Source organism: Nocardia sp. NPDC049737 (assembly GCF_040674755.1).
Taxonomy (GTDB): Bacteria; Actinomycetota; Actinomycetes; order Mycobacteriales; family Mycobacteriaceae; genus Nocardia.
In genome coordinates, this window is the sequence record NZ_JBFANH010000018.1 from 159,799 (window position 1) to 181,421 (window position 21,623).

General features: G+C 65.2%; 23 protein-coding genes. 11 read left to right on the plus strand and 12 right to left on the minus strand.

Annotated elements, in window-relative coordinates; translation table 11 throughout:
- Positions 1–25: 25 nt before the first annotated feature.
- The 3 genes from AB0J47_RS24250 to AB0J47_RS24260 all read right to left on the minus strand — a co-directional run bounded on the left by AB0J47_RS24250 (position 26) and on the right by AB0J47_RS24260 (position 2,786).
- On the minus strand, positions 26–445 hold the full coding sequence (locus AB0J47_RS24250; RefSeq protein ID WP_364350038.1) for a MarR family winged helix-turn-helix transcriptional regulator: 420 nt from the start codon (positions 443–445) through the stop codon (positions 26–28).
- Positions 435–1,811, minus strand: a complete 1,377-nt coding sequence (locus AB0J47_RS24255) for an MFS transporter (RefSeq protein WP_364350041.1) — start codon at positions 1,809–1,811, stop codon at positions 435–437. The genes AB0J47_RS24250 and AB0J47_RS24255 overlap by 11 nt, the downstream gene beginning before the upstream one ends.
- Before the next feature lie 90 nt (positions 1,812–1,901).
- Entirely contained in the window at positions 1,902–2,786 is an 885-nt protein-coding gene (locus AB0J47_RS24260) for a LysR family transcriptional regulator (RefSeq protein ID WP_364350044.1), read from the minus strand.
- A gap of 78 nt (positions 2,787–2,864) precedes the next feature.
- Here AB0J47_RS24260 and AB0J47_RS24265 point away from each other — a divergent pair, with 78 nt between their 5' ends.
- The 3 genes from AB0J47_RS24265 to AB0J47_RS24275 are packed head-to-tail and all read left to right on the plus strand — an operon-like array spanning position 2,865 to position 5,340.
- Positions 2,865–3,785 carry an EamA family transporter gene (locus tag AB0J47_RS24265; protein ID WP_364350047.1) on the plus strand — a complete coding sequence of 307 codons (921 nt, stop codon included), beginning with the start codon at positions 2,865–2,867 and terminating at the stop codon, positions 3,783–3,785.
- On the plus strand, positions 3,782–4,405 hold the full coding sequence (locus AB0J47_RS24270; protein WP_364350050.1) for an NAD(P)H-binding protein: 624 nt from the start codon (positions 3,782–3,784) through the stop codon (positions 4,403–4,405). Before AB0J47_RS24265 ends, AB0J47_RS24270 begins: the two co-directional genes overlap by 4 nt.
- A complete protein-coding gene (locus AB0J47_RS24275; protein ID WP_364350053.1) occupies positions 4,372–5,340 on the plus strand; it encodes a superoxide dismutase in 969 nt (322 codons plus the stop codon). Before AB0J47_RS24270 ends, AB0J47_RS24275 begins: the two co-directional genes overlap by 34 nt.
- A gap of 105 nt (positions 5,341–5,445) precedes the next feature.
- On the opposite strand, the gene AB0J47_RS24280 is transcribed toward AB0J47_RS24275, so the two are convergent.
- The 3 genes from AB0J47_RS24280 to AB0J47_RS24290 all read right to left on the minus strand — a co-directional run bounded on the left by AB0J47_RS24280 (position 5,446) and on the right by AB0J47_RS24290 (position 8,948).
- Positions 5,446–6,192 (minus strand): alpha/beta hydrolase, encoded by a 747-nt coding sequence (locus AB0J47_RS24280; protein ID WP_364350056.1) that lies wholly within the window; start codon positions 6,190–6,192, stop codon positions 5,446–5,448.
- Positions 6,193–6,502: 310 nt separating this feature from the next.
- On the minus strand, positions 6,503–7,459 hold the full coding sequence (locus AB0J47_RS24285; RefSeq protein WP_364350059.1) for an alpha/beta hydrolase: 957 nt from the start codon (positions 7,457–7,459) through the stop codon (positions 6,503–6,505).
- A gap of 118 nt (positions 7,460–7,577) precedes the next feature.
- The gene (locus AB0J47_RS24290; protein ID WP_364350062.1) at positions 7,578–8,948 is read right to left on the minus strand and encodes an AarF/ABC1/UbiB kinase family protein; all 1,371 of its coding nucleotides are present in this window, start codon (positions 8,946–8,948) and stop codon (positions 7,578–7,580) included.
- A 55-nt stretch (positions 8,949–9,003) separates the two neighbouring features.
- Between AB0J47_RS24290 and AB0J47_RS24295 the strand changes: the two genes are divergently transcribed.
- The 3 genes from AB0J47_RS24295 (at position 9,004) to AB0J47_RS24305 (ending at position 11,769) form a co-directional block, all read left to right on the plus strand.
- The gene (locus AB0J47_RS24295; protein ID WP_364350065.1) at positions 9,004–9,732 is read left to right on the plus strand and encodes a TetR/AcrR family transcriptional regulator; all 729 of its coding nucleotides are present in this window, start codon (positions 9,004–9,006) and stop codon (positions 9,730–9,732) included.
- A 269-nt stretch (positions 9,733–10,001) separates the two neighbouring features.
- Positions 10,002–11,249 carry a helix-turn-helix domain-containing protein gene (locus AB0J47_RS24300; protein ID WP_364350068.1) on the plus strand — a complete coding sequence of 416 codons (1,248 nt, stop codon included), beginning with the start codon at positions 10,002–10,004 and terminating at the stop codon, positions 11,247–11,249.
- Between the two features lie 10 nt (positions 11,250–11,259).
- Positions 11,260–11,769 (plus strand): pyridoxamine 5'-phosphate oxidase family protein, encoded by a 510-nt coding sequence (locus AB0J47_RS24305; protein WP_364350071.1) that lies wholly within the window; start codon positions 11,260–11,262, stop codon positions 11,767–11,769.
- A 25-nt stretch (positions 11,770–11,794) separates the two neighbouring features.
- Here the strand turns inward: AB0J47_RS24305 and AB0J47_RS24310 are convergent, their stop codons facing one another.
- The gene (locus AB0J47_RS24310) at positions 11,795–13,294 is read right to left on the minus strand and encodes an MFS transporter (RefSeq protein WP_364350075.1); all 1,500 of its coding nucleotides are present in this window, start codon (positions 13,292–13,294) and stop codon (positions 11,795–11,797) included.
- Positions 13,295–13,369: 75 nt separating this feature from the next.
- Here AB0J47_RS24310 and AB0J47_RS24315 point away from each other — a divergent pair, with 75 nt between their 5' ends.
- The 3 genes from AB0J47_RS24315 to AB0J47_RS24325 all read left to right on the plus strand — a co-directional run bounded on the left by AB0J47_RS24315 (position 13,370) and on the right by AB0J47_RS24325 (position 15,886).
- Positions 13,370–14,290 carry a LysR family transcriptional regulator gene (locus AB0J47_RS24315; RefSeq protein ID WP_364350078.1) on the plus strand — a complete coding sequence of 307 codons (921 nt, stop codon included), beginning with the start codon at positions 13,370–13,372 and terminating at the stop codon, positions 14,288–14,290.
- A gap of 84 nt (positions 14,291–14,374) precedes the next feature.
- Positions 14,375–14,851, plus strand: a complete 477-nt coding sequence (locus AB0J47_RS24320) for a DUF1801 domain-containing protein (protein ID WP_364350081.1) — start codon at positions 14,375–14,377, stop codon at positions 14,849–14,851.
- A gap of 63 nt (positions 14,852–14,914) precedes the next feature.
- Positions 14,915–15,886 carry an alpha/beta hydrolase family protein gene (locus AB0J47_RS24325; RefSeq protein ID WP_364350084.1) on the plus strand — a complete coding sequence of 324 codons (972 nt, stop codon included), beginning with the start codon at positions 14,915–14,917 and terminating at the stop codon, positions 15,884–15,886.
- A 2-nt stretch (positions 15,887–15,888) separates the two neighbouring features.
- Here AB0J47_RS24325 and AB0J47_RS24330 read toward each other — a convergent pair whose 3' ends face one another.
- Entirely contained in the window at positions 15,889–16,350 is a 462-nt protein-coding gene (locus AB0J47_RS24330; protein WP_364350087.1) for a hypothetical protein, read from the minus strand.
- Between the two features lie 236 nt (positions 16,351–16,586).
- Entirely contained in the window at positions 16,587–17,252 is a 666-nt protein-coding gene (locus AB0J47_RS24335) for a hypothetical protein (RefSeq protein WP_364350090.1), read from the minus strand.
- Positions 17,253–17,421: 169 nt separating this feature from the next.
- On the opposite strand from AB0J47_RS24335, the gene AB0J47_RS24340 reads away from it, so the two are divergent.
- Positions 17,422–18,606: an FAD-dependent oxidoreductase gene (locus AB0J47_RS24340; RefSeq protein ID WP_364350093.1), complete on the plus strand. Its 1,185-nt coding sequence runs from the start codon at positions 17,422–17,424 to the stop codon at positions 18,604–18,606.
- The gene (sigJ, locus tag AB0J47_RS24345; RefSeq protein ID WP_364350096.1) at positions 18,603–19,499 is read left to right on the plus strand and encodes an RNA polymerase sigma factor SigJ; all 897 of its coding nucleotides are present in this window, start codon (positions 18,603–18,605) and stop codon (positions 19,497–19,499) included. The genes AB0J47_RS24340 and sigJ overlap by 4 nt, the downstream gene beginning before the upstream one ends.
- A gap of 136 nt (positions 19,500–19,635) precedes the next feature.
- Here the strand turns inward: sigJ and AB0J47_RS24350 are convergent, their stop codons facing one another.
- From AB0J47_RS24350 to AB0J47_RS24360, 3 genes are all read right to left on the minus strand, one after another.
- Positions 19,636–20,109: a nuclear transport factor 2 family protein gene (locus tag AB0J47_RS24350; RefSeq protein ID WP_364350099.1), complete on the minus strand. Its 474-nt coding sequence runs from the start codon at positions 20,107–20,109 to the stop codon at positions 19,636–19,638.
- 163 nt (positions 20,110–20,272) lie between these two features.
- Positions 20,273–20,929, minus strand: a complete 657-nt coding sequence (locus AB0J47_RS24355; protein WP_364350102.1) for a YdcF family protein — start codon at positions 20,927–20,929, stop codon at positions 20,273–20,275.
- An 87-nt stretch (positions 20,930–21,016) separates the two neighbouring features.
- Entirely contained in the window at positions 21,017–21,421 is a 405-nt protein-coding gene (locus AB0J47_RS24360) for a peptidase inhibitor family I36 protein (protein ID WP_364350105.1), read from the minus strand.
- Between the last annotated feature and the right edge of the window lie 202 nt (positions 21,422–21,623).

Consider the following 21,623-nt stretch of genomic DNA (forward strand, 5'->3'; position numbering starts at 1 on the left):
TGCCTATGCGTCGGCGGGTTCGGTGTCAGTGCTCGAGCTTGCGTAAGAGCCGGTGCAGCGTGTGCAGGTCGTCGGGGGGCAGGGCGGCGACAGCGGCCGGTGCGGGGTCGGGGGTTGCCATCGCCTGTGCGAGTACGGCACGGCCGGCGGTGGTGATGGAGACCTGTTTGCGGCGGCGGTTGGTTGGATCGATCTCGCGCACGACGAGGCCGAGTTCATCGAGGTTATTGACCGCGACCGTGGTCGCGGGTGCGTCCATGCCGGTGGCCTGCGCGATCTGGTTGAGTGTGAGCGGGCCGGGGCGCAGGCGGCGTAGAATACGAATTCGACTGAACGGCAAGCCCGTTCGCTCGGCGACCGCCCGCTTCCACGAGTCACGGGTATCCATCACCAGGTGGGTGAGCTGGGCCCACACATCGTCGGCGGTGGGTACGTCATCCGGCATGTGCGGGGACCTTCTCTTCCAGTATCGGGGCGACGCGATCGCGGGACCGCGCGGCCCAGCGGGTGTTCGCGACTATGCCGAGTATGGCGATCCCGGCCGTGAAAACCGCAATCAGCCACCACAGACCGGCGCCGGTCAGCGCGCCGCACAGTGCGACACCCATGCTCACGCCGACCTGTCTGCTTGTCGAGGCGACCGCGGACGCGGCGCCCGCGCGATCCAGCGGCATCCCGCTGACCGCCGCAGTGGTGATCGGCGCATTGACCATGCCGAATCCGATTCCGAAGATCGCGAAGATGATGACAAGTTGCCAGATCGGAGTTGTCGCATCGAGTCGGGTGAGCAGCGCGGCGGCGATGGTCATCGCGATGCCCGCCGCGAGCAGTGAAGGCCTGGTGCCATAGCGACCGACCAGACGCCCCGACAGCGGCGAGAAGATGAGTGTCGCGACCGCCATGGCCAGATACAGCGCCCCGGTGTGCACCGCCGAATAACCGCGCAACTCTTGCAGATACAGCGAGCAGGTGAACAGGAATGCGCCGAGCGCGACGAAGGCGAAGATCGCGGTCACCGTCGCCGAGGCGAACGGCACACTGCGGAAGAAGCGCAGATCGATGAATGGATCCGAGCGCCGCGATTCCTGCCACAGGAAGGCTGCGAGGGCAAGTGCCGACACCGCGAATGCGATCGGCAACCGCTCGATCAACCCGAAGACCGCCGTGAACAGGAACGCGATGGCCAGCAACTGCCCGATCGGGTCGAGTCCGCGCACTATGGCCGACTTCGATTCCGGCACATACAAAGTCGTCAGGACCAGCGCGAGTACACAGATCGGCAGATTGATCCAGAACACCGACTGCCACCCCAGCGCATCGATCAGCACACCGCCGACCATCGGACCCAGCGCCATCGAAATGCCGACCACCGCACCCCAAATGCCCACCGCGCGAGCACGTTCCACTTTTCCGGTGAAAACCTGCGTAATGATCGACATCGCAACCGGATTCAGCATCGACCCACCGATCGCCTGCAAAAACCGTGCCCCGATCAGGGTTTCGATGTTGGGTGCGAGGCTGCATGCCAGCGAGCCGAGTGCGAACACCGTCAATCCGATCCGAAACACCCGCCGCCGCCCGAACCGGTCCGCCGTCGCGCCCGCGAGCATCAGCAGACTCGCCATCGTGAGCGTGTAGATATCAACGATCCACTGCAGCCGAGCCAGCGGCGCACCCAGATCCGCCCGAATCGCGGGCACCGCTACATTCACGATCGTCGAATCCATCGACACGATCAACAGACTCAGGCAACACGTCGCCAACACCACCAACTTCTGCCGTGGCGTCAACTCTTCAACAGTTGTATTCACACAATGATTGTGTAATTACAACTGTTCCGAGTGCAAGGGGTTCCAGGGTGTGAGCCGCGCAACATGCCCGCTTATGCGCGGGACTGACGTTCAGTTGCCAGTGTGGGTCGGGATGCCGAGAACGGCGAGGAAGGCGGTCGCCGCGGGCGTGCTGCCGACGCGGCTCCAGATGACGTACTCGACACGGGCCGGTGCGTCGGTGACCTCAATGGTGACAACGCCGGTGAGCTGCGGCGCGTAGGCGGCGGGAAGCATGGCCACGGCGAGGCCCGGTCCGACGAGTCGGGCGATGTAGTCGGCGCTGGTGACTTCGAAGGCGACGTCACGGTCGAGACCGGCGGCTGCGAAGGCCTGGTCGGATTGGATGCGCCCGGCTGTCCCGGCTGGGAGGTCCACGAAAACCTCGGATGCAAGTCTGTGCAGGTTGACCAGCGTTTCGCTAGCGAGGGGATGATCCGGCGCGACTACGGCGACGAGTCGGTCTCGCGCGAGTTCGTGAACGGCGACGCCCTGGGGTCGTGCCGTGGTCGGCAGGCCGAGGAAGGCCACGTCGATGGCGCCGTCGGTGACCTGGTCGACGAGGTCGTCGCTAGCGCCGACCCGCAGGTCGATGCGCACCTGGGGATACTTCCGACGGAAGTCGCGCAGCGCGCCCGGAATATCGACCGCGGCGACGGTCGGTATCAGGCCGACGGAGAGCCGTCCGCGTATCTCACCGACTGCCGCGGCGACCTCGGCGGCCGCGCGCTCGGCGGCGTCCAGACACTGACGGGCGGCGGGGAGGAAAGCCGCGCCCGCCGGAGTCAGTCGGACTCGGCGACTGGTTCGCTCGAAGAGTCGTGCGCCGAGTTCTCGTTCCAGACGCGCGATCTGGTGACTGAGAGCGGACTGGACGACCAGGCATCGCTCGGCGGCCCGGGTGAAGTTGCTGGTCTCGGCGACCGCGATGACGTAGCGCATCTGCTGGAGCTCCATAGATCAATCTTGAATCGAGATTGATCCGTTGACAAACATGTGTTGGACTCATAGATTGCGGCGAGTGAGACTGCACGTGTGAAAAGTTCAGTAGCACAGGGGGTTTCCGGTGCTTCGAAGGGAAACCTGCCTCGCGCCGCCCTGACGGCGCTCGCGCCTTTGGCGTGGGGCACGACCTATGTCGTCACCACCGAACTTCTCCCGCAAGGACATCCACTGTTCGCGGGACTCTTGCGTGCGCTGCCCGCCGGCCTCATCGCATTCGCGGTCACCCGGACGGTGCCGCGCGGTGCCTGGTGGAGGAAGGCAGCGGTGCTCGGAGTGCTGAATATCGGGCTGTTCTTCCCGCTGCTGTTCGTCGCGGCCGAACGCCTGCCCGGCGGCGTCGCCGCGACGTTGGCGGCAGCTCAGCCGCTCATCGTGGCGATTCTGGCTGTGACTGTTTTGCACGAGAGCCCGTCGGCTTGGCGGATCGGCTGGGGTGCGATGGGGGTCGGCGGCGTCGGCCTGGTGGTGATCGGGCCGAATGCGGCCCTCGATGTCCTGGGGATTGCGGCGGGTCTCGGCTGCGCGGCCACGATGGCGCTGGGCGTGACCCTCACGAAACGGTGGGGACGCCCTGCCGAAGTAAGTCCCACCGCCTTCGCCGGTTGGCAACTCACCGCAGGCGGCCTGTTCCTGGTGCCCGTCACCCTCCTCTTCGAGGGTGCACCTCCCGCGATCGACCCGCCTGCCGTCCTCGGCTACCTCTGGCTGGGACTGATCGGGGGCCTGATCGCCTACATCCTGTGGTTGCGCGGCATCACCGCATTGCCCGTCAACTCGGTCTCGATTCTCTCCCTGTTCTCGCCACTGGTCGCCGCCGTACTCGGTGCGGTCCTGCTGGGCCAGACACTCGGCCCGATCCAGCTCATCGGGTTCGGGCTCTCCCTCGCCGCCATAGTCGCGGGACAACTTCCCGTTCCCACCCGCGCCGTACTGGAAAGGACATATCGATGAAGATCGCCGTTGTCGGAGCCGCAGGCATGGTCGGTTCGCGCGTCGTCAACGAAGCCGCAAGCCGAGGTCACGACCTCATCGCGGTATTTCGGAAAGAGTGGCCGACCACGCTGCCCGCCGGGGTGACCGCCGTCGCGCATGACGCCGACCAGATGAGCAGACTGTTCAGTGGCACCGACGCGATCGTGGTGGCTACTCGTCCGGCTCCGGGGCAGGAAAACACCGTCGCCGCGACCACGAAGCCGCTGCTCGACGCGGCCGTGGCAGTCGATGCGCGCATCCTCGTTGTCGGGGGCGCCGCACCGCTGCAAATCCCGGGACATCCCGATCGGCTCGTCATCGACAGCCCGGAGTACGTTCCGCCCGCAATCCGTCCCATCGCCGCCGCCAGCCTCGCGCAACTGGAAGCCTGCCGAACACACCCGGCCAACTGGATCTATCTCAGTCCACCCGCCCTCCTCGAACCCGGACATCGCACCGGAAAGTACCGACGTGGCACCACCACCCTCGTGACCGATGCCGAAGGCGTAGCCCGAATCTCGGTCGAAGACCTCGCTGTGGCAATCCTCGACGAACTCGAAACCCCATGCGATACCCAACATTTCACCGTCGGGTACTGAGGCGAATCCGCGGCATCTTCGCCGCGCTCGCCTGCCTCGGTGTCGCCGTGCCGCTACCCGCGGATCAGGCGGCGGCAGACGGCGCGTTCCACACCACGATCGTCCTGCCCGCCGGATTTCGACCAGAAGGTATCGCGATCGGGGCACTGCCGGTCGCCTACCTCGGTTCGCAGGTAGACGGCTCGATATACCGCGTCAGCCTGATGACCGGACAGGGCGCCATCCTGAGCCCCGGGCACGGTTCACCGTCGCTCGGGCTCCGGCTCGACCACCGCGGTCGGCTGTTCGTCGCCGGTGGCACCGCTGGCGATGCGCGTGTCGTAGATAACCGGACGGGCGTGGTGTCGGCGAGCTACCGATTCGGCACGCCGCCGGACACGTTCGTCAACGATGTGGTGCTCACCTCGACCGGCGCGTGGTTCACCGACTCGCGCGCCCCGGCGCTGTACCACCTACCGGTCGGCCGCGACGGTGCGTTACCACCGCCCGAGGCGGTGGTGCGCCTCCCACTGAGCGGCGACATCGATTATGTGCCGGGAGCCTTCAACGCCAACGGAATCGTTCGCACCCCCGACGGCACGGGGCTGATCATTGTTCAGTCGGTGACCGGCCAACTGTTCCGCGTCGACCCCTCGACGGGGGTGACACGCCAGATCGACCTGGGCGCCGAGACCGTACCCGACGGGGACGGACTGCTTTTGTGCGGGAGCAGGCTCTTGGTTGTCCAGAACCGGCGCAACGCGATCGCCGTGATCACGCTCAACGCGGCGGGCACGACCGGTTCGATAGAGCAGCGCGTGACCGATCCGCGCTTCGACACACCGACAACCATCGCTGCGTTCGGCAATCGCTTGTATCTGCCGAACGCTCGCTTCACCACACCGCAGTCTCCGACTACGCCCTACAGCGCCGTCGCGGTCGCCCGGCCGCTGTAGAGCCTGCGCTCGATCCGAACGTGCCGCGATCCGGTCCGACGAAATCTACGACCGGTATCGGCGAACGGCTCGAAGCCGGCCGCCGATACCTGATCCGCAGGCCGGTTATTTGCCGTCCGGGCCGAGATGCCGGGCGAAGAAGCGTCCCGCGCTATCGACCTCGAACCTGGGTACTGCGGCGTGTCCACCTGCGTTGGCGTGCAAGGTCTTTTCTTTCGAGGCGAAGGCGTCGAAAAGCGCTAGACCGGATTGGCGGTCGATGTGCTCGTCGTCCCACTGGAGCAGGAATTCGATCGGGATGGTGATCTGGGCTGCGGCCTCGGTCAAGTATTCGTGCCCGAGGCAACCGAAGACAGCGGCGGTGATCCTTGGTTCGACGGCGGTCAATGGCACGCCGATGCCGGTGCCCTGCATGATGCCCCAGAAGCCGATCGGCGCTTCGGTGCCGATTTCCGGCAGTTTCTGGAGGGCGTCGATTGTTGCCTGCCATTCCGGTACAGCACGCTCCGCCAGGGCGAGGTGGAGCTGCACCACGATCGCGGCGATTGGCTCGCCCGCCGCCTGAGCCTGCCGCAGGGCGGTTACGTGCTGCTCGTCGGTCGCTGTGCGGGGCCGGTCGCCGTGTCCGGGTGCGTCGAGGGCGGCGACATGGAAGCCGCAGCTGGTTACGTAGTGGCGGGCGCGGCCCAGGATGCCCGGTGCTCGCTTGTGTTGGCCGCCGCCGTGCGCCATCAGGATCAGCGGTGCGTGGTCGGGGCCGGACGCGGGGGAGAAGAGTAAGCCGGGGACCTCACCCAGCGTGAAGTCGCGTTCGATGACACCGTTCGACGATGTCTGCGAGGTGAAATGCATAGGGTTTGTTGCCTTTCGGGATTGCCTCAGAGGCACTCCCGGCGACAGCTACCTCAATCGCCCTACCGTGAACCGAAGGGGAGTACCCACATGGATACAGCGTTCATGGGTCTCACCTCCTCGCGCGATGTCACGGTCTCCGGCACGCTATCAGCCCGGAGGCCGTCGCGCCCAACCATTTCCTATAAGGATGACCCATTTCGTATAAGGATGACTCAGCGCAGCTCGTCGATCGCACCGATGCTGACGATTCCCATTACGCTGCTTACCAATTCGGCGTCGATGCCGACCAGCTTGCTCGCCGCCCTCACTACGCGGCGAGGGCGAGGCGCGCGCCCGCGACCTTGCCGGTGCCGCTGGCGCGCGCCATCAGGCGGGTGATGGCCTCGGCGACCTCGGTGGGCTGCTCGAGGATCACCGAGTGACCGGCGCCGTCGACCAGGACGAAATCCGAGTACTCGACGGCGGCGGCCATCGCGATGGAATGCGACGGCGGCGTCATCAGGTCGGCATTACCGCACAGCACCAATGTCGGGATCTTCGACAAGACCGCGAGGGCATCGGTCTGGTCGAAGGCCATGAAGGCGCTCAGGAAGCTCGCCATCGTTACGATCGGCGTCTCGTTGTGCATCGCGCTGGCGAGGGTGAGGACCCGCGTACTCACCTTGCGATCGCCGAATTCGGCGGTACGGATGATCGGGGCGAAGACCTTGCAGGCCATGAGTTTCGCGTGATGCATGAGGCCCGGAGCACGTCGGACGGCCGCCTGGAATGCGGAAACGGCCGGGTTGCGCAGCAGACGGCCGAAACCGGCGTCGGCGAGTCCGCTCGCGGCGGTCGCTATGAGGGCGACGCCGGTAATGCGCGTGCCGATCTCGAGCGGGTTCTGGCTGGCGTAGGTGAGCACCGTCATGCCGCCCATCGAATGGCCGACGAGGACGACCGGCCCGGTGGGGGCGACCGCGTCGAGGACGTCGCGCAGGTCATTGCCGAGTTGCTCGAGGTGGTAGGTCCGCCGGGACGCGGCGGCGGAATCGCCGTGGCCGCGGTGGTCGTAGCAGACGATCCGCGCACCCGGGTACTGGCGCAGCAGCGCGTGGCGGACGTAGGTCCACGACGCGGTGCGCAGGCAGTGTCCGTGTAGCAGGACGACGGTGAGCTCGGCATCTTGCGGGCCGTACTCGCGAACCGCGAGTTCCACGCCGTCCTCGGTCGAGACCGTGGCACGACGTTCCGCCGAGGTGGCGATGGTGCTGGTGATCGACATGGAGTGCTCCGGTTCGGTTGCGGTGACTTGATTAACTGTCCGCCGCATCGGCCGCCGATATCAGGTCCCCGAGTGCTGAGCTCGTTCCCCCAAGGTGGACCGGATCACCACCAAGGTGTTACCGGTCGGTGCGCCACCGCGCTGTCGCCCGTCCGATCTCGGTTGCCGGAGGTTCGTGGTAGAGCCATTCCCGGGCGATCCGGTGCCAATTGTTCGTCGTCCCCAATTGGCCCAATACGGCGAGGGTGAACAGGTCTGCTCGCCGCGAGAAGACATGCTCCGGCGGGAGCCACTGCTGTCGCATACCGCGGAACTCCGCGGCCCTGGGGTCGACCGCGAGAATCACTGCGCCGGTGGCGAGTTCGGGTGTGACCGTGATTTCCTCATCGGTCAGATGCCAGCCCGCGGCCGCCCACACATACTCCAGGCATTCGGCTGCCGTGACATCCGATTCCGGGTCGATAATGCCGCGGTCCACCCACGCCTCATAAAGGTCCTGAGCCCGATTTTCACCGGCGGCCTGCAGACACGCACGCTCGAGTTCGACATGCACCGGATCCATATTGTTGTATAGTCCGAAATCCACGAAGCCGACGCGACCGTCCGCGGCGAGCATGATATTGCCGGGATGTGGATCTCCGCAGAATTCGAAATCCGAAAACAGCGAACCGACATAGAAGCGATAGATCAGCTCGCCGATCCCATCGCGTTCGGTCGCAGGCAGGTCCCGGATCTGCTGGAACGACTTCCCGTCGACGAACTCCGTCACCAAAACGTGGTGCCCGCAGAGCTCTTCGACACTGTCCGGAACCGTGATGAACGGATGGTCCAGGTAGCGTGCGGCGACTCGATGCTGGGTCCGTGCTTCGCGCACGTAGTCGAGTTCACTGCCGATATTGCGGGCGATTTCGTCCAGCACATCGCTGTCCGCCGCGCTCGGTAGAATGGATTTCCAGAGTCTGCTGATCATAGCCAGATTGCGCATATCCGCCTCGACGGCCTCGTCCACGCCCGGGTATTTGACCTTTACCGCGACTGTGCGTCCATCGTGCAACTTCGCGCGATAAACCTGGCCGATCGAAGCCGCGGCGATCGCCGTCTCGTCGAATTCGGCGAATGCCCGCGCCAATGGTCCGAGATCGTCCTCGAGCACCTGCCGCATTGCCGGAAACGGGAATGCGGGCGCTTGATCGCGTAGCTCGGCGAGCTTATCGCGAAACATCTCACGGTGCGATTCCGGCAGCAGATCGACATCCAATACCGACAGCATCTGTCCGAACTTCATCGCCGCGCCCTTCATGGCGCCGAGCACGGTGACGAGTTGCTGTGCGGTGCGCAGTGTGGACCGTTCGGCGAGCAACTGCCGGGCCTGTTCGGTTCGACCGATCATCGACAGGCGGGTGCCGACTTCCCGGATGGCCTGTCCCGCAACCAATCGGCCCACCCGGCCGCCCCGCGCGAGACGACTCTTCGGCACCCGACCGGCCACTATCGCACCTCCATCGGCAACGCTTGTACAGCTGGACTCACCACATTCCACCCCATTGCGGCGTCATCGGATCAGGAATTCGTGGCATGAAATTGGCGCGGCCATTAAACTGAGCCACGCTCATCTTCTCAGGACAGTTCGGCAGGAGCGTGCGATGCCATCGAAAACCGTTGGGCAGCGCCGTCGTCCGACACAGGAACGCGCCAAGGCGACCCGAGAACACATACTCGACACCGCCGCAGAGCTTTTCGGGGAGCGCGGTATCGCCAACACCTCGACGAACCGGATCGCGGCCGAGGCCGGGGTGAGCATCGGCACTGTCTATCGGTACTTCGCCGACCGCTCGGTCATCGTCGAAGAGCTGCTGCGGCGCCTGCTCGAAAACGTCGAAAGGCGCTTTACCGAGCGGATATTCGGGCTGTCGGACAAGCCGATCCTGGAGATGATCACGGGCATCCTGGAAGTCATCACCGACGAACTGGTGGTCAACGCCCGGCTGGTGCGGGCGCTGGTGGCCGGGGTCCAGTTCTACAGCAGCGGTATCCCCGAATTCGAGCCGCGGCTGCGGCTGCTGGTCAAGCTGCTGGTGATCCAGCTGCTCGGCCCCGGTGACGATCACGAGTACGACGTGATGACATTCGTGCTGATCAACACCGGTTTTGCCGCAGTGCTCCGTGCGTCGGCGCTGGAGGTCGACAGCCAGGAACGCAAAGAGGCGATCGAGATGACCGCGCGGATGATGACGGCCATGGCCGAGGCCGAGATCAAGGCCAAGGCGGCCTGACGTCGCCCTCGGCGGCTGTAAAAGTGAGTACCTCCCCAACTATTGGTGCGTGAGCGCTCCTCGGCGTCGATCGAGAATCAGCATTTTGCCTGATAGTCAACGGTATCTGCGGCCGTTGCAGATTGTTCAAAGAGGAGTAGAAGGTGAGCTACCGCTCGGCTTAACGTTTCCTGATACAGCAGACAGCCGGTAACAGCAAAGTTCTCGGCGCGGCAGTTGTTCACCCTGGTCGTAGCGACCGCGTGACTACGGTGACAAGGAGGTCATACGTGACGACCGAGAGTCTCGTCCGGCCCGAACGCAACGGGCTGGATCGGCCGATTTCGCCATCCGCACGCGATATCGACAGGTTGACCCGCGAGGTGATGGCACATCTCGCGGAGTCGGACGAACAGTGCGGCGCACTGCCGGGACAAACGCTGGTTCGCGATGTGAAGGCCGTGGTCCGGATCTGCCTCGGATGGTTGATCCACTGCGTTAACGGACATGTGCTGCCGACGAGCACCGACCGGCTGGCGATTGCGGCCGCCGGATGTACCCGGGAGGGGATCCCGGTCGATACCGTTCTGCATGCCGTTCACGAGGGCTTCAAAGTGGGGATGGATCTGATCTTCGCTCGTACGGGTCCGGCGGATGTCGTCGGCGTTGTCACGGGCACCGCCAGGGTGCTGGAGCTTTCGAAACTGATTACCGCCACCGTCAGCAAGGCCTACGTTCTCGAGCACAAAGCCGTCGCCGCCGCGCATCAGACCGCCGCGCAAAGCCTGACCTCGGCATTGCTCGCCGGTCATCTCGATTCCGCGGCGGCGCGGGAGAGCGGATTACCGATCGCCGAGGAGTACTCGGTGCTCGCCGTCGCGATTCCGGCGCATCCCGATGAGCGTCATCCGCGGCTCGACGGGCAGGTCGTCGCACGCCGTAAGCTCCGCCGCCTGCAGGCCGCACTCGCGACCATCTTCGGAGGCCATGCATTGTCACTGTTATCCGTAGACGGTGGAACGATTCTGCTCCCGTCGACCGTGCGGACCGATCCCGATCTCGACGACCTGGTGCAACGGATGTCCTCGGCCACGCAGGTGCCGCTCACCGTCGCCGTTGTCACCACCCGACCGGACGAGGTGCCCGCCGCCGCGCGTCATGCCCACGAACTCCTCGACACCGTGCAACAACTCGAATTGGCGCCCGGCGTATACAGATTCACCGAACTGGCACTGCAGTACCAACTGACTCGACCCGGAATAGGTCGCGATGCTCTCGCCACCCGACTCACCCCACTGAACGAATATCCGGACCTATTGGAAACCCTGCAGATCTATATCGACACCGGCCTGAGCCGAACGCGCGCGGCTCGCCAACTATGCGTCCATCCGAACACCGTCGACTACCGACTCCGCCGAATAGCCCATCTCACCGGCTGCGACCCAGCCGAACCCAGCGGACTCTGGTACCTGCGCTCTGCCATCGTCGCCCGCAAGGGCCACCCCGCACACCGTCCGACACGATCAACGGCCTGTTAGCCTTCGGCCTATGAAGTGGGGCGGGGAGACGACGATGAGGCTCGACGAGCATTGGGACCAGATCCGGGAAATCGTGGCTCGGGGGCGACGCTCTACCGGACACTTCGCAATCGCGTCGGTCGATACCGAGGGCATGCCGAATGTCACACCGGTGGGGACCGTTTTCCTTCGTGCGGACTGCACCGGCTTCTACTTCGACCAGTACACCAGTGCACTGGCGGCCAACCTCGAGGCGAATCCGCGAGTGTGTCTGATGGCGGTCGACAGTGGATCGTTCTTCTGGTTCCGCTCGCTGCTGCTCGGACGATTCAGTGCTGCACCTGGAGTGCGGTTGTACGGCACGGTCGGCCCCAGACGGCCTGCGACCGCCGCCGAACTCGATCAGGTTCGGCGGCGGGTTCGTCCGATGCGGTTGCTGCGTGGTGGCAGGCTGCTGTGGTCCGATTTCAGTCACGTTCGTGATATCGCTTTCACGGACTTCCGGCTGGTGCGGTACCCGGTGATGATGTCGCGTCTGTGACAAGAAGATTCCGCAGAGCGAGGTCCTACGCCCGACGATCGGATCCACGTCGGGACAGCAGCGACTGCAGCACGACGAGCACGCCGCAGATGAGCACGAGCACGCCGATCACCCTCAGTCCGGCGTCCGCGCCCGAAACGAACGCTGCGACAACATCATTGGTGTGCCCGGATGCGAGAGCTCGCGCTACGGTGTGCGGATCGTGGTCGGCGCGGATGTCCGGCGGTAGTGCGGCGACGAATCGTGCGGTGAGCACCGTGCCGATGACCGCGACGCCGAGTGCGCTGCCGAACTCGCGGGTGGTGGCCTGCAATCCGGCTGCGACCCCGGCCTGCTCCGGCGGCAGCGACCCGGCGATCGCGCCGGACAATGTCGGAAGTGCGAGCGCCACTCCGACTCCCATCACTACGAGCCACGCGGCATATGCGATATACGGTGTCTGCGCATCGCTCGTGGACAGGCCGAGCAGTCCGCCTCCGACGAATACGAATGCGAGCGCGGCGGTGGCGTCGAGCCCGATTCGCGGTGAGAGTCGTCCGACATGTTTCGCGCCGAGGATGATCGGGACGGTGAGCGGAATGATCCCGAGGCCGGTCCGCAGCACGCCGAATCCCTTGCCGTACTGCAGGAATGATGCGTTGATGTAGAACAGCGCGAACATGCCGAAGAACACAGCCGTCATGCCGAGGCAGGCGCTGCGCAGGGCCGGGAGACGGAACAACCGCGGATCCAGCAGCGGATGTTCGACTTTCAGCTCGACTATCGTCCATACGGCGAACAGTGCTGCGGCACAGGCGAATCCGGAGAGGACGAGCGCACTGTACCAGCCCGACTCCGGACCTTGGACGATGCCGAGTAGCAGCGCGACCGACGCGCCGACGAGCAATACGGCCCCGAGCGGGTCGAGACGGCGGTCATGGCGCGGCGACACGGGCGCGATCCATCCCACAAGCACAGCGAGCAGCAGCGCGATCGGCACGGCGGCGGCGAACAACCAACGCCACGAGCCGCCCGAAAGGATCACCCCGCCACCGACATTGCCGACAACTCCACCGATGCCGGTCATCGACGCCCAGACCGCGATTGTCGCGCTGTTGCGCTCGGCGGGAACAGCGTGCAGCAGGACGGCAAGTGTGTTGGGCAGGACGGCAGCAGCACCGATACCCGTGACCGCACGCCCGGCGAGCAGCAGTGCCACATTCGGTGCCGCCGCCGAGATGAGCGCGCCCACCGCGAACAGCCCCAGTCCGCTGAGCAGAATCCCCTTGCGCCCGAAGCGATCTCCCGCCGCTCCGCCGGGTATCACCAGACAGGCGAAAACGATCACATAGGTGTCGACGATCCAGACCAGCGCGGACGCGGAGGGGTGCAGTGCGCTGGCGGCGAGCATCGGGACGGCGAGATTGATCGCGGCGACCATACCGACGACGAGCACGACGCAGGCGCAGACGACCGCGAGCAGTCCGCGCTGCGAGGCCGGACGCGATGGCAGGGCCGTAGCCTGATCCAGGACATTGAATTGCATGGCCACGACGGTATGGACGTGGGTGGTCTGTGTGCCACGCAACTTTCATAACTAATTATTGCGTATGATGCAACTGTGGTAGAGCAGCTCGATCTGAATCTCCTGCGCGTATTCGACGCCCTGCTCCAGGACGGCAGCGTCACGGGGGCGTCCGAGCGCCTACATCTGTCCATCCCGGCGACCAGCCGGGCCTTGGGACGGTTACGGCGGGCGATGGGCGATCCGATCCTGGTGCGTGCTGGTCGTGGGATGGCTCCGACACCGTTCGCGCTGCGCACCGCGCCACGGGTGCGGTCCCTGCTCGACGAAGCATCAGCACTGATCAGCGCCGATCGCCAGATCACGGTCGCAGAATTGCAGCGCACCTTCACAATTCGCATCAACGACGGTGTGGCCGCGACCCTGGCGGCAGTGGCGGTCGATGCCACCGCGGCAGTCGCCCCCGGCGTGACATTGCGCTTCGTCGCCGAGGGCAGCGAGAGCATCGAGGCGCTGCGTGATGGCTCGGTCGATCTGGATATCGGCGCGGGCGACATCGTCGCTCCCGACCTTCGGTCAGCTGTGCTGTATCGCGAACGAATAGTGGGCATCGTCCGTGCCGACAGCCCACTGGGCCGCCGCCCGACATTGCGGCAACTGTGCCGCCATCCCCACGTCTCGGCCTCCCGGCGCGGTCACGCTCGCGGGCCGCTCGACGATGCACTCGACGCTGCGGGCTTGCAACGCCACGTCGCTGCCGTCGTGCCCACTTCCGCTGTTGCCGCGCTCCTGGTCGCGTCCGGTCGGTATGTCGGGCTCGTCCCACAGCGTCTCGCCGAACAGTACGGCCAATCCCTCGGCCTTCGCGCGTTTCCGATCCCGGCACCCCTCCCGGAGGTCGAAGTGCGACTGCTCTGGCACGCACGCCTCGACGCCGATCCGGCGCAGCGCTGGCTGCGCGACACGATCCGCGACGCGCTCCGTCCGCCGGCCGAAGCTTTGGCTCCCATCGATTGATCAGTTTCGAAGAAGCCCCGTGCGGGACCGGCTCCATAGCATTGGAAACGTCCCCAAAGCGAGACGATCACGGAGGAAAAGACAATGAAGCAAGCGCAGAAGCCCACCAAGGCGACCACCGCGAAGAGCCGGGCCTCGGTCGGATTCTCCGAAGAAGAGCGGGCCGCGATGAAGGAGCACGCCCAGGAGTTGAAGACCGCCGCGCGCCGCGGCTCGCGGGCGGCCAAAGCGGACGGGGAAGCCGACGTGATCGCCAAGATCGCCGAGATGGCGGAACCGGATCGCACCATGGCCGAACGGATCCATGCCATTGTCAAGGCCAACGCACCAGCTCTTACACCGAAACTCTGGTACGGTATGCCCGCATATGCCATGGGCGGCAAGGTCGTCTGTTTCTTCCAAACCGCCGAGAAATTCAAGTCGCGGTACGCGACGTTCGGCTTCAACGACATCGCGAACCTCGATGAAGGCACCATGTGGCCGACCGCCTTCGCGCTGACGAAGTTGACGGCCGAGGATGAGGAACGGCTCGGCGCGCTCATTGAGAAGGCGGTCAGCTGAGGCGAGAGCGATAGTCAGTCACGCAAACTATGATGATCTTTCCGATCGGTAGGAGGTGTGCGGGTGGGTGCAGCACGGTCTGGGAATCATTGGGGTTGGTTGCGCAAGATCGGCGCTGTGCTGGCAGCCGCCGTTCTGCTGTCATCGATCGGTGCGGCGCAAGCCGGCGCCACACCGAAACTGCGCACCCCCGCGGGTGGTTACGAGGACCTGTTCGTGCCGTCGAGCATGGGACCGATCAAGGTCCAGGTGCAGTGGGCGGCCCGAGGCGGGAGCGCGGCCGTCTACGTGCTCGACGGTCTGCGCGCGCCCGCCGATCACAGTCAGTGGGTCAGCGATACCGACGCGCTACGCCAATTCGCAGGCGACAACGTCACTTTGGTGTTCCCGGTTGGCGGTCGCTCGAGCTTCTACACCGACTGGTACCGACCCAGCAGTACCAATGGTCAGCAGACGACGTACAAATGGGAAACATTCCTCACCCGGGAGTTGCCCGCATACCTGGCGGGGTACGGCGTTTCGCGAACCAACAACGCGATCGTCGGTGCCTCTATGGGCGGCAATGCCGCACTGATAATGGCGGGCCAGCATCGCGACCAATTCAAGTTCGCCGGATCATTTTCCGGCTTCGTGCACCCGACTTTTCCGCTCTGGAACGAAGCGATGCGCGCCGCCATGTGGGACGAGGGCAACTTCAATGTGGACGATATGTGGGGTCTGGCCGGTGACCCCGCCTGGAGCCGTAACGATGCCACCGTCCAGGCGGAATCGCTGCGCGGGCTGCCGGTCTACATCTGGACCGGCAATGGCCAGCCCGGTCCGCTCGACCTGCCGTACGGAATCGGCAACACGATGAACGGGATGGCTCTCGAAGCGATGACGTTGACCTCCGCCCAGATGCTGCGTGATCGAATGGCCGAGCTCGGCATTGCCGCGCGATTCGACGTCGTCAACGGCACGCACACCTGGCCCTATTGGCAGCAAGCGCTCGCGTCGGCGCGTCCGATGATTCTCGATGCCCTCGGCGCGCACTGAACTCAGGATTGGAAGATCGCCGATGTCACGGCCACATCGGCGTAGCTGTAATACCAGCCGTTCCACGTATCGGCGACAATCACCTGGATCGCATGGCCACGCGCCGGACCGTCGGTGATCAACCACAGGCCATTGCCGTACCCGGTCGCCGGGCTGATGCTGCCATCCGACCATGAGAACTGGGCCGAACTGGGCGTACCGGGCGCGTTCCACGGAATGGTCACGTCGAACTGTCCGGAATCGATACCCGGGAGCAACGAGCTGACGCATCCCCGCAGCGTGGCTGTACGCCGGATGTTCTGCCCCGCGCTACCGGTGCCGGGCACCAACCGGCCGGTCATCGAACTGCCCTGCCGACAACCACCGCTGCCGGCGCTCGGCGGGTCGGCCTGTACCTGCGGCCCACCCAGCACCGGCAGGGCGCACAGCACGGCCGCTACCAGCACGCTTCGACGAACAGACACCGCAGCACCTCCCTACGACGGGACAGTAATTCACGCGGCCGGTCGAGCTGGACGCCGATGAACATGCAACGCGAACCACTGCTGACTCGATCGGCAGTTTAGCCGTCACCAGGCCCCTGAACCTGATGGGTCACCCTGGCGGGATGGCGTGGCGTCCAGGACATCCGCGACGATGCCGACCACAAGTAGCCGCGCCGTAGCCGGCGGCAGCTCCATCAAGTCGTCTCCTGCAAGCCTCAGTGGACCAGGGCGGCGCGGTTTCGTGCGTACGCGATGACATCTTCCGCGTATGGGGACGCATCTCGTTCCGCGAAATGCATTCGGAGCCGGTCGAATGCGTCCTCCAGTTGTGGTCCCGGTCCCCGATCAGCGAGCAGGACAACGATCGCCTCCCAGGTGCCGGTGTGCGGTTCAGGGTGGGCGAGCAGCTCGTCGAGGTATCGATCCGGCTCCACCAGCCGTAATGCGTGGCGCGCGTAAGCGTGTACGCGCCGGGGGAGTTCGGTGCGGATGGTATCGATATCGGTTTGCAGCACATGACCGGGTTGTTCCGGGTCGAGCCCTATCGACCACGATGCGGTCAGTTCGTCGGGCAGGGTGTGGGTATTGATCAGGTCGGGGCCGGTGGCCTCTTCCAGTGGTGTGGGCGGCAGGCCCAGCTGTGCGTTGCGCCAATTGCGGTATTCCCACCAGGCGGTTGGGGTGGCACTCAGCTCCAAGCCGAATCCGAGCACCTGCTGTCCACTGGTCCACGTGCGGGAAACTCGGGTGCGGCCGACGGCGGCGACACCGCCTGGCTCGACCCGTATCCACCTGGGGTCAGAGCCATGAAAACCATACGGTTGCAACAGTTTTCCTGTTTCACGCAACAGGCGGCGCAGCGCCGACTCAGGTCTGACCATGCTCGCAGATTAACGGCGTGCTCCGACAGATCGCCGCCCACGGGGCAATGCCGACTTCCACATCGCCACCTCCTGGCCGGATGCCGATCACCGACTGGTCTTAGATTGATGTGACGCACGTCACGTTGTATCCATGTCATATTTCGGCGGTCCGCGGTGTCTTGTGGGCATGACTGAACACGACACGCTCCACAAGGTCGTCGTCATCGGCGGCGGTTACGCCGGGACACTCGCGGCCAACCATCTGCGGATGCGCACCGATGTCGACATCACGCTGGTAAATCCCCGCCCGAAGTTCGTCGATCGGGTTCGGCTGCACCAGTTCGCGGCCGGCACCGGCGACGCGACGATCGACTACGCCACGTTGCTCGGAACGGGCATCGAGTTGGTTGTCGACAGCGCCACGGGCATCGACACCGCTGCCCGCACAGTGCGACTGGCGTCGGGGCGCATGCTGGACTACGACTATGTCATCTACGCAGTCGGCAGCACCGCTGCGATACCGTCGGTGTCCGGCGCGGCCGAATTCGCTTTCCCCATCGCCGAATTCGAGTCCGCGCAGCGGCTGCGCGCCAAGCTGGACGAGTTGCCCCTCGATGCCGCCGTCACCGTGGTCGGCGGTGGACCGACCGGCATCGAGACGGCCGCCGAACTGGCCGCACAAGGACGCACGGTCACGCTGGCGTGTGGCGCAACGCTGATGCCGTCACTGAGTGCGCCGGGTCGCCGATATGTCGCCAAGTGGTTGTCGCGGCACGGCGTCGCCGTGCTCGAGGGCGATGTGGTGACCGAGGTCCGGCCGGATGCGGTCGTCTTCGCCGATGGTGGGGTGCGTCCGAGCGCACTCACCATCTGGACCACGGGATTCGGCGTGCCACAGTTGGCGGCCGCGAGCGGGCTGCGGACCGACGCGCTCGGCCGCCTGCTCACCGACGAAACGCTGACCAGCATCGACGACGACCGGATCATGGCGACCGGCGATGCCGCCGCACCGTCGGGCCAGCCGCTGCGGATGAGCTGCCAGGGCGCTGGGCCGCTCGGGGCGCAGGCCGCCGATACGGTATTGAGTCACATCGCGGGGACCGAACCCGCGGCAATCGACCTGGCCCTCACGGGGGCGTGCGTCAGCCTCGGTCGTCGCGTCGGCATCCGACAACTCGCCCGCAAAGACGACACCGCGGTGAACCTCTACATCGGCGGCCGCATGGGTGCGCGGATCAAGGAGATGACCTGCAAGGTCGCGGTGTGGAAGATCCGCCGTGAGGCCCGCAAGCCGGGTTCCCTGATCTGGCCCAAGGGCGGCCCGCGTCCCGAGCAGCCGACCTCCGCTGCGCCGGCGGTCACGTCCTCGTGACGACCGACGAGCACGCCGAGCGGTTCACCGTGCTGCGGCCGCTGCTGTTCACGATCGCCTACGAAATCCTCGGCTCGGCAACCGAATCCGATGACGTGCTGCAGGACAGTTATCTGCGGTGGGCCGAGGTGGACCTCGTGACGGTGCGCGACACCAAGTCGTATCTGGCGCAGTTGGTGACCCGTCAGGCCCTCAACGCCGTGCGGGCCGGCGCACGCCGTCGCGAGGACTACATCGGCCCGTGGCTGCCCGAGCCGCTGCTGCTCGATGAGCACGACGCGTCGGCCGACGTGGTGCTCGCCGAATCGGTGTCGATGGCGATGCTCGTGCTACTGGAAACACTCACTCCCGACGAGCGTGCCGTGTTCGTGCTGCGCGAGGTATTCGGCTTCGACTACGACGACATCGCAGCAGCGGTGGGCAAATCCGTGATGACGGTGCGCCAGGTCGCCCATCGCGCCCGGTCACACGTGCAGGCTCGGCGTAAACGCTTCGTGCCAGTCGACGCGGCGAAAATCGCAGAGATCACCGAGCAGTTCATGACAGCGGCGTCCACCGGTGACACGCAGGGGCTGCTCTCATTACTCGCTCCGGACGCCACCTGGACCGCCGACAGTGGCGGTAAGGCCGTCGCGACGCGGCGGCCGGTCGTGGGCGCGCAGAAGGTAGCCCGATGCCTCGTGGAACTGTTCCACAAGGCGAGCAGGACGCCGAACCTGGGCATCGAAATGCTCAACTGCAACCACACGCCCGCGATGGCCGTCTACCGCGACGACTACCTGGAAGGTGTCTTCCTGATGGAGATCGTCGACGGCAAGATCACCAACTTCTACGCCATCCGTAACCCGGACAAACTCGTTACGGTGGCGGTTCCGCGTCGGATCAGCCGATAGAGGTTCGAAAGCGGTTGACGGTAACAATTTTCGATACCGGCCGTCGCCGTCGAGCCCACACTATTCGGCGGGCGCGGATACCGAGTGACATTGGCTGCCAACTGATCTGCTGGTTCCGCTGACACGATCGGCGGGATTATGGTGTGTTCGAGCCGGTTTGGTGGCGCTCGGGTTTCCGTGTGTCGAAGGCTTGGGCGACGGCGAGGCTGTCTTCGTAGACGTGGTGGCGGGTGATGAGGCCGTTTTCGATGGTGAGGTGTAGCGCGAAACGGGAGCGGTAGGCGCGGCCGGTGGGTCGGGCAGTTTGGCGTATTTCACCGAGTACCACTGCATCTGGGCCGTCGACCAGAATGCGTTCGATCACGGTGCCGGCCTCTTCGGGCACGTGGTGGTGAGCGAGTTGGCGGTAATGCGCGGCCGCGTCGGCGCGGGTGGCGCGGTGGCGGATCCATGGGGTGGCGGGTCGGTCGTGCTCATTGTCCGGCCAATTGAGTTTCCAGTCGCTGACCGGGGCGTAGAGCGCGGCGGTGGCGTCCGGATCGCCCGCACCGATCCGGCGCAGCAATTCCTCGACGACGGTGCGGGTGTTGATCGTCCCGAGTTCGTTCATGGCTGCCACCATGCCCGCGCCGCTGCGCCGCGTCGATTACCTCCGACGTAATACCGTTCACCTGGCGTGCAGGCGTGACCGTCGGCGTGTGCATCGAGGCTCTTGCGAGCCCAAACGCGTTGCGGACCAAACGATCAGCGGCCGCTAAGTTGTCGTATTCGGCTTACCGCCGTCGGTGGGCTCGGTCGTCGGAGCGTTGACGAGGTCCGCGACCCGCGGGCTCGGCGGGGGTATTCCGGTCGGCGCGTGAGCGGTCGCGGGCGTCCTTCCACAGGCTGTAGATCGCCACCACCGGCTTTGCCAGCGTCCACTCACCGAACCGATAATCCGCGCCCCGCACCAGACGCGCCCCCAGCTCCGGGCGCTGCTGGGCAAGGTATTGTCGCGCCTTCTCGGCATGGAGGGGAATCGATACGATTTTGATCCGGTCGATGTCCTCCAGGTACGGGATCGCGAAACCGATGTTCTCCCATGTGGTCCGGCTCTGATCTTCCAAGACGAGCTCGCCGCGGTACCCGCAGGTCTCGGTGGCGTATCGAGCCATCAGTGCAGCCTCGGTTCGCGGACCCGCGCACGCCCCTCCACAGAGCACGAGACGAGTGCTGACCGCGGGGTCGATGGATCGCAGACCGGCCCGCACCCGCCACCGGTTCATGAGGTTCGCGCGTGTGCCCGCATTGCGATAGCCCAGGACAACGATGGCCTCGGAAGTGCCCGGGGCCGATCCCACGAGCCTGTGGGAAGCGCGCCAGTTCTCCCACTCGCCCCAGAGCAGCAAGAGCACGAGACCGGTCGTCGAAAGCCAAGTCCGTTTCCGCATGAGATTCAGCCAAGCACAAGCCTTTCGAAAGGCCGGTTCGCGACATGGCTTTTCACCGATATCTCGGCTGCATCCCCGAGGCGCGGTTCAGCGGCACATCTCGACCGCGTCGGCCTTGTTGTCCGCGCTGGATGGCAGGGTGCCGCGAGCGTTGTTCGGAACGGATGCGAGCAACTGCCAGTTTTCGCCCGTCCAGTTGTACACCGCGACGGTTACGCCGGTGCGGTTCCAGTACGAGGTCAGACGGTCGCCGACACCGCCATTGCCGATGTCGTGCAGAAAACAGTCCGCGCCATACTGAAAGAGCATCTCGCCCGTGCCATTCGCACCGTCCCAGCCGCAGAACTTTCCGCCCGGGCAGTCGTAGCTCGGTGTCGCCGATGCCGGAGCGGCCGAGATCATCGCGCCACCCGCGACTGTGCCGAGTGTCAGAGCGGCCGCGGCGAGCGGGACCAGACGGCGAACGGCGTTGGCGCGGTAGGTGATTTTCATGGTGGTGTCCTTCGTGAGAATCGGTGTCGGCCTTCTGACGGCTTGACACCAACTCTGTGCGGACTCACCAACGACCGACCAACGACGGACTAATCGGGCAGATCAGCGGGCTCACCACCAACTCGGACCGAGCCGATATTCCTGCTGTACACGGATTCAGACGTACCGGCGCGATTGCGTATCAACCGTTGGCTCACAGCGA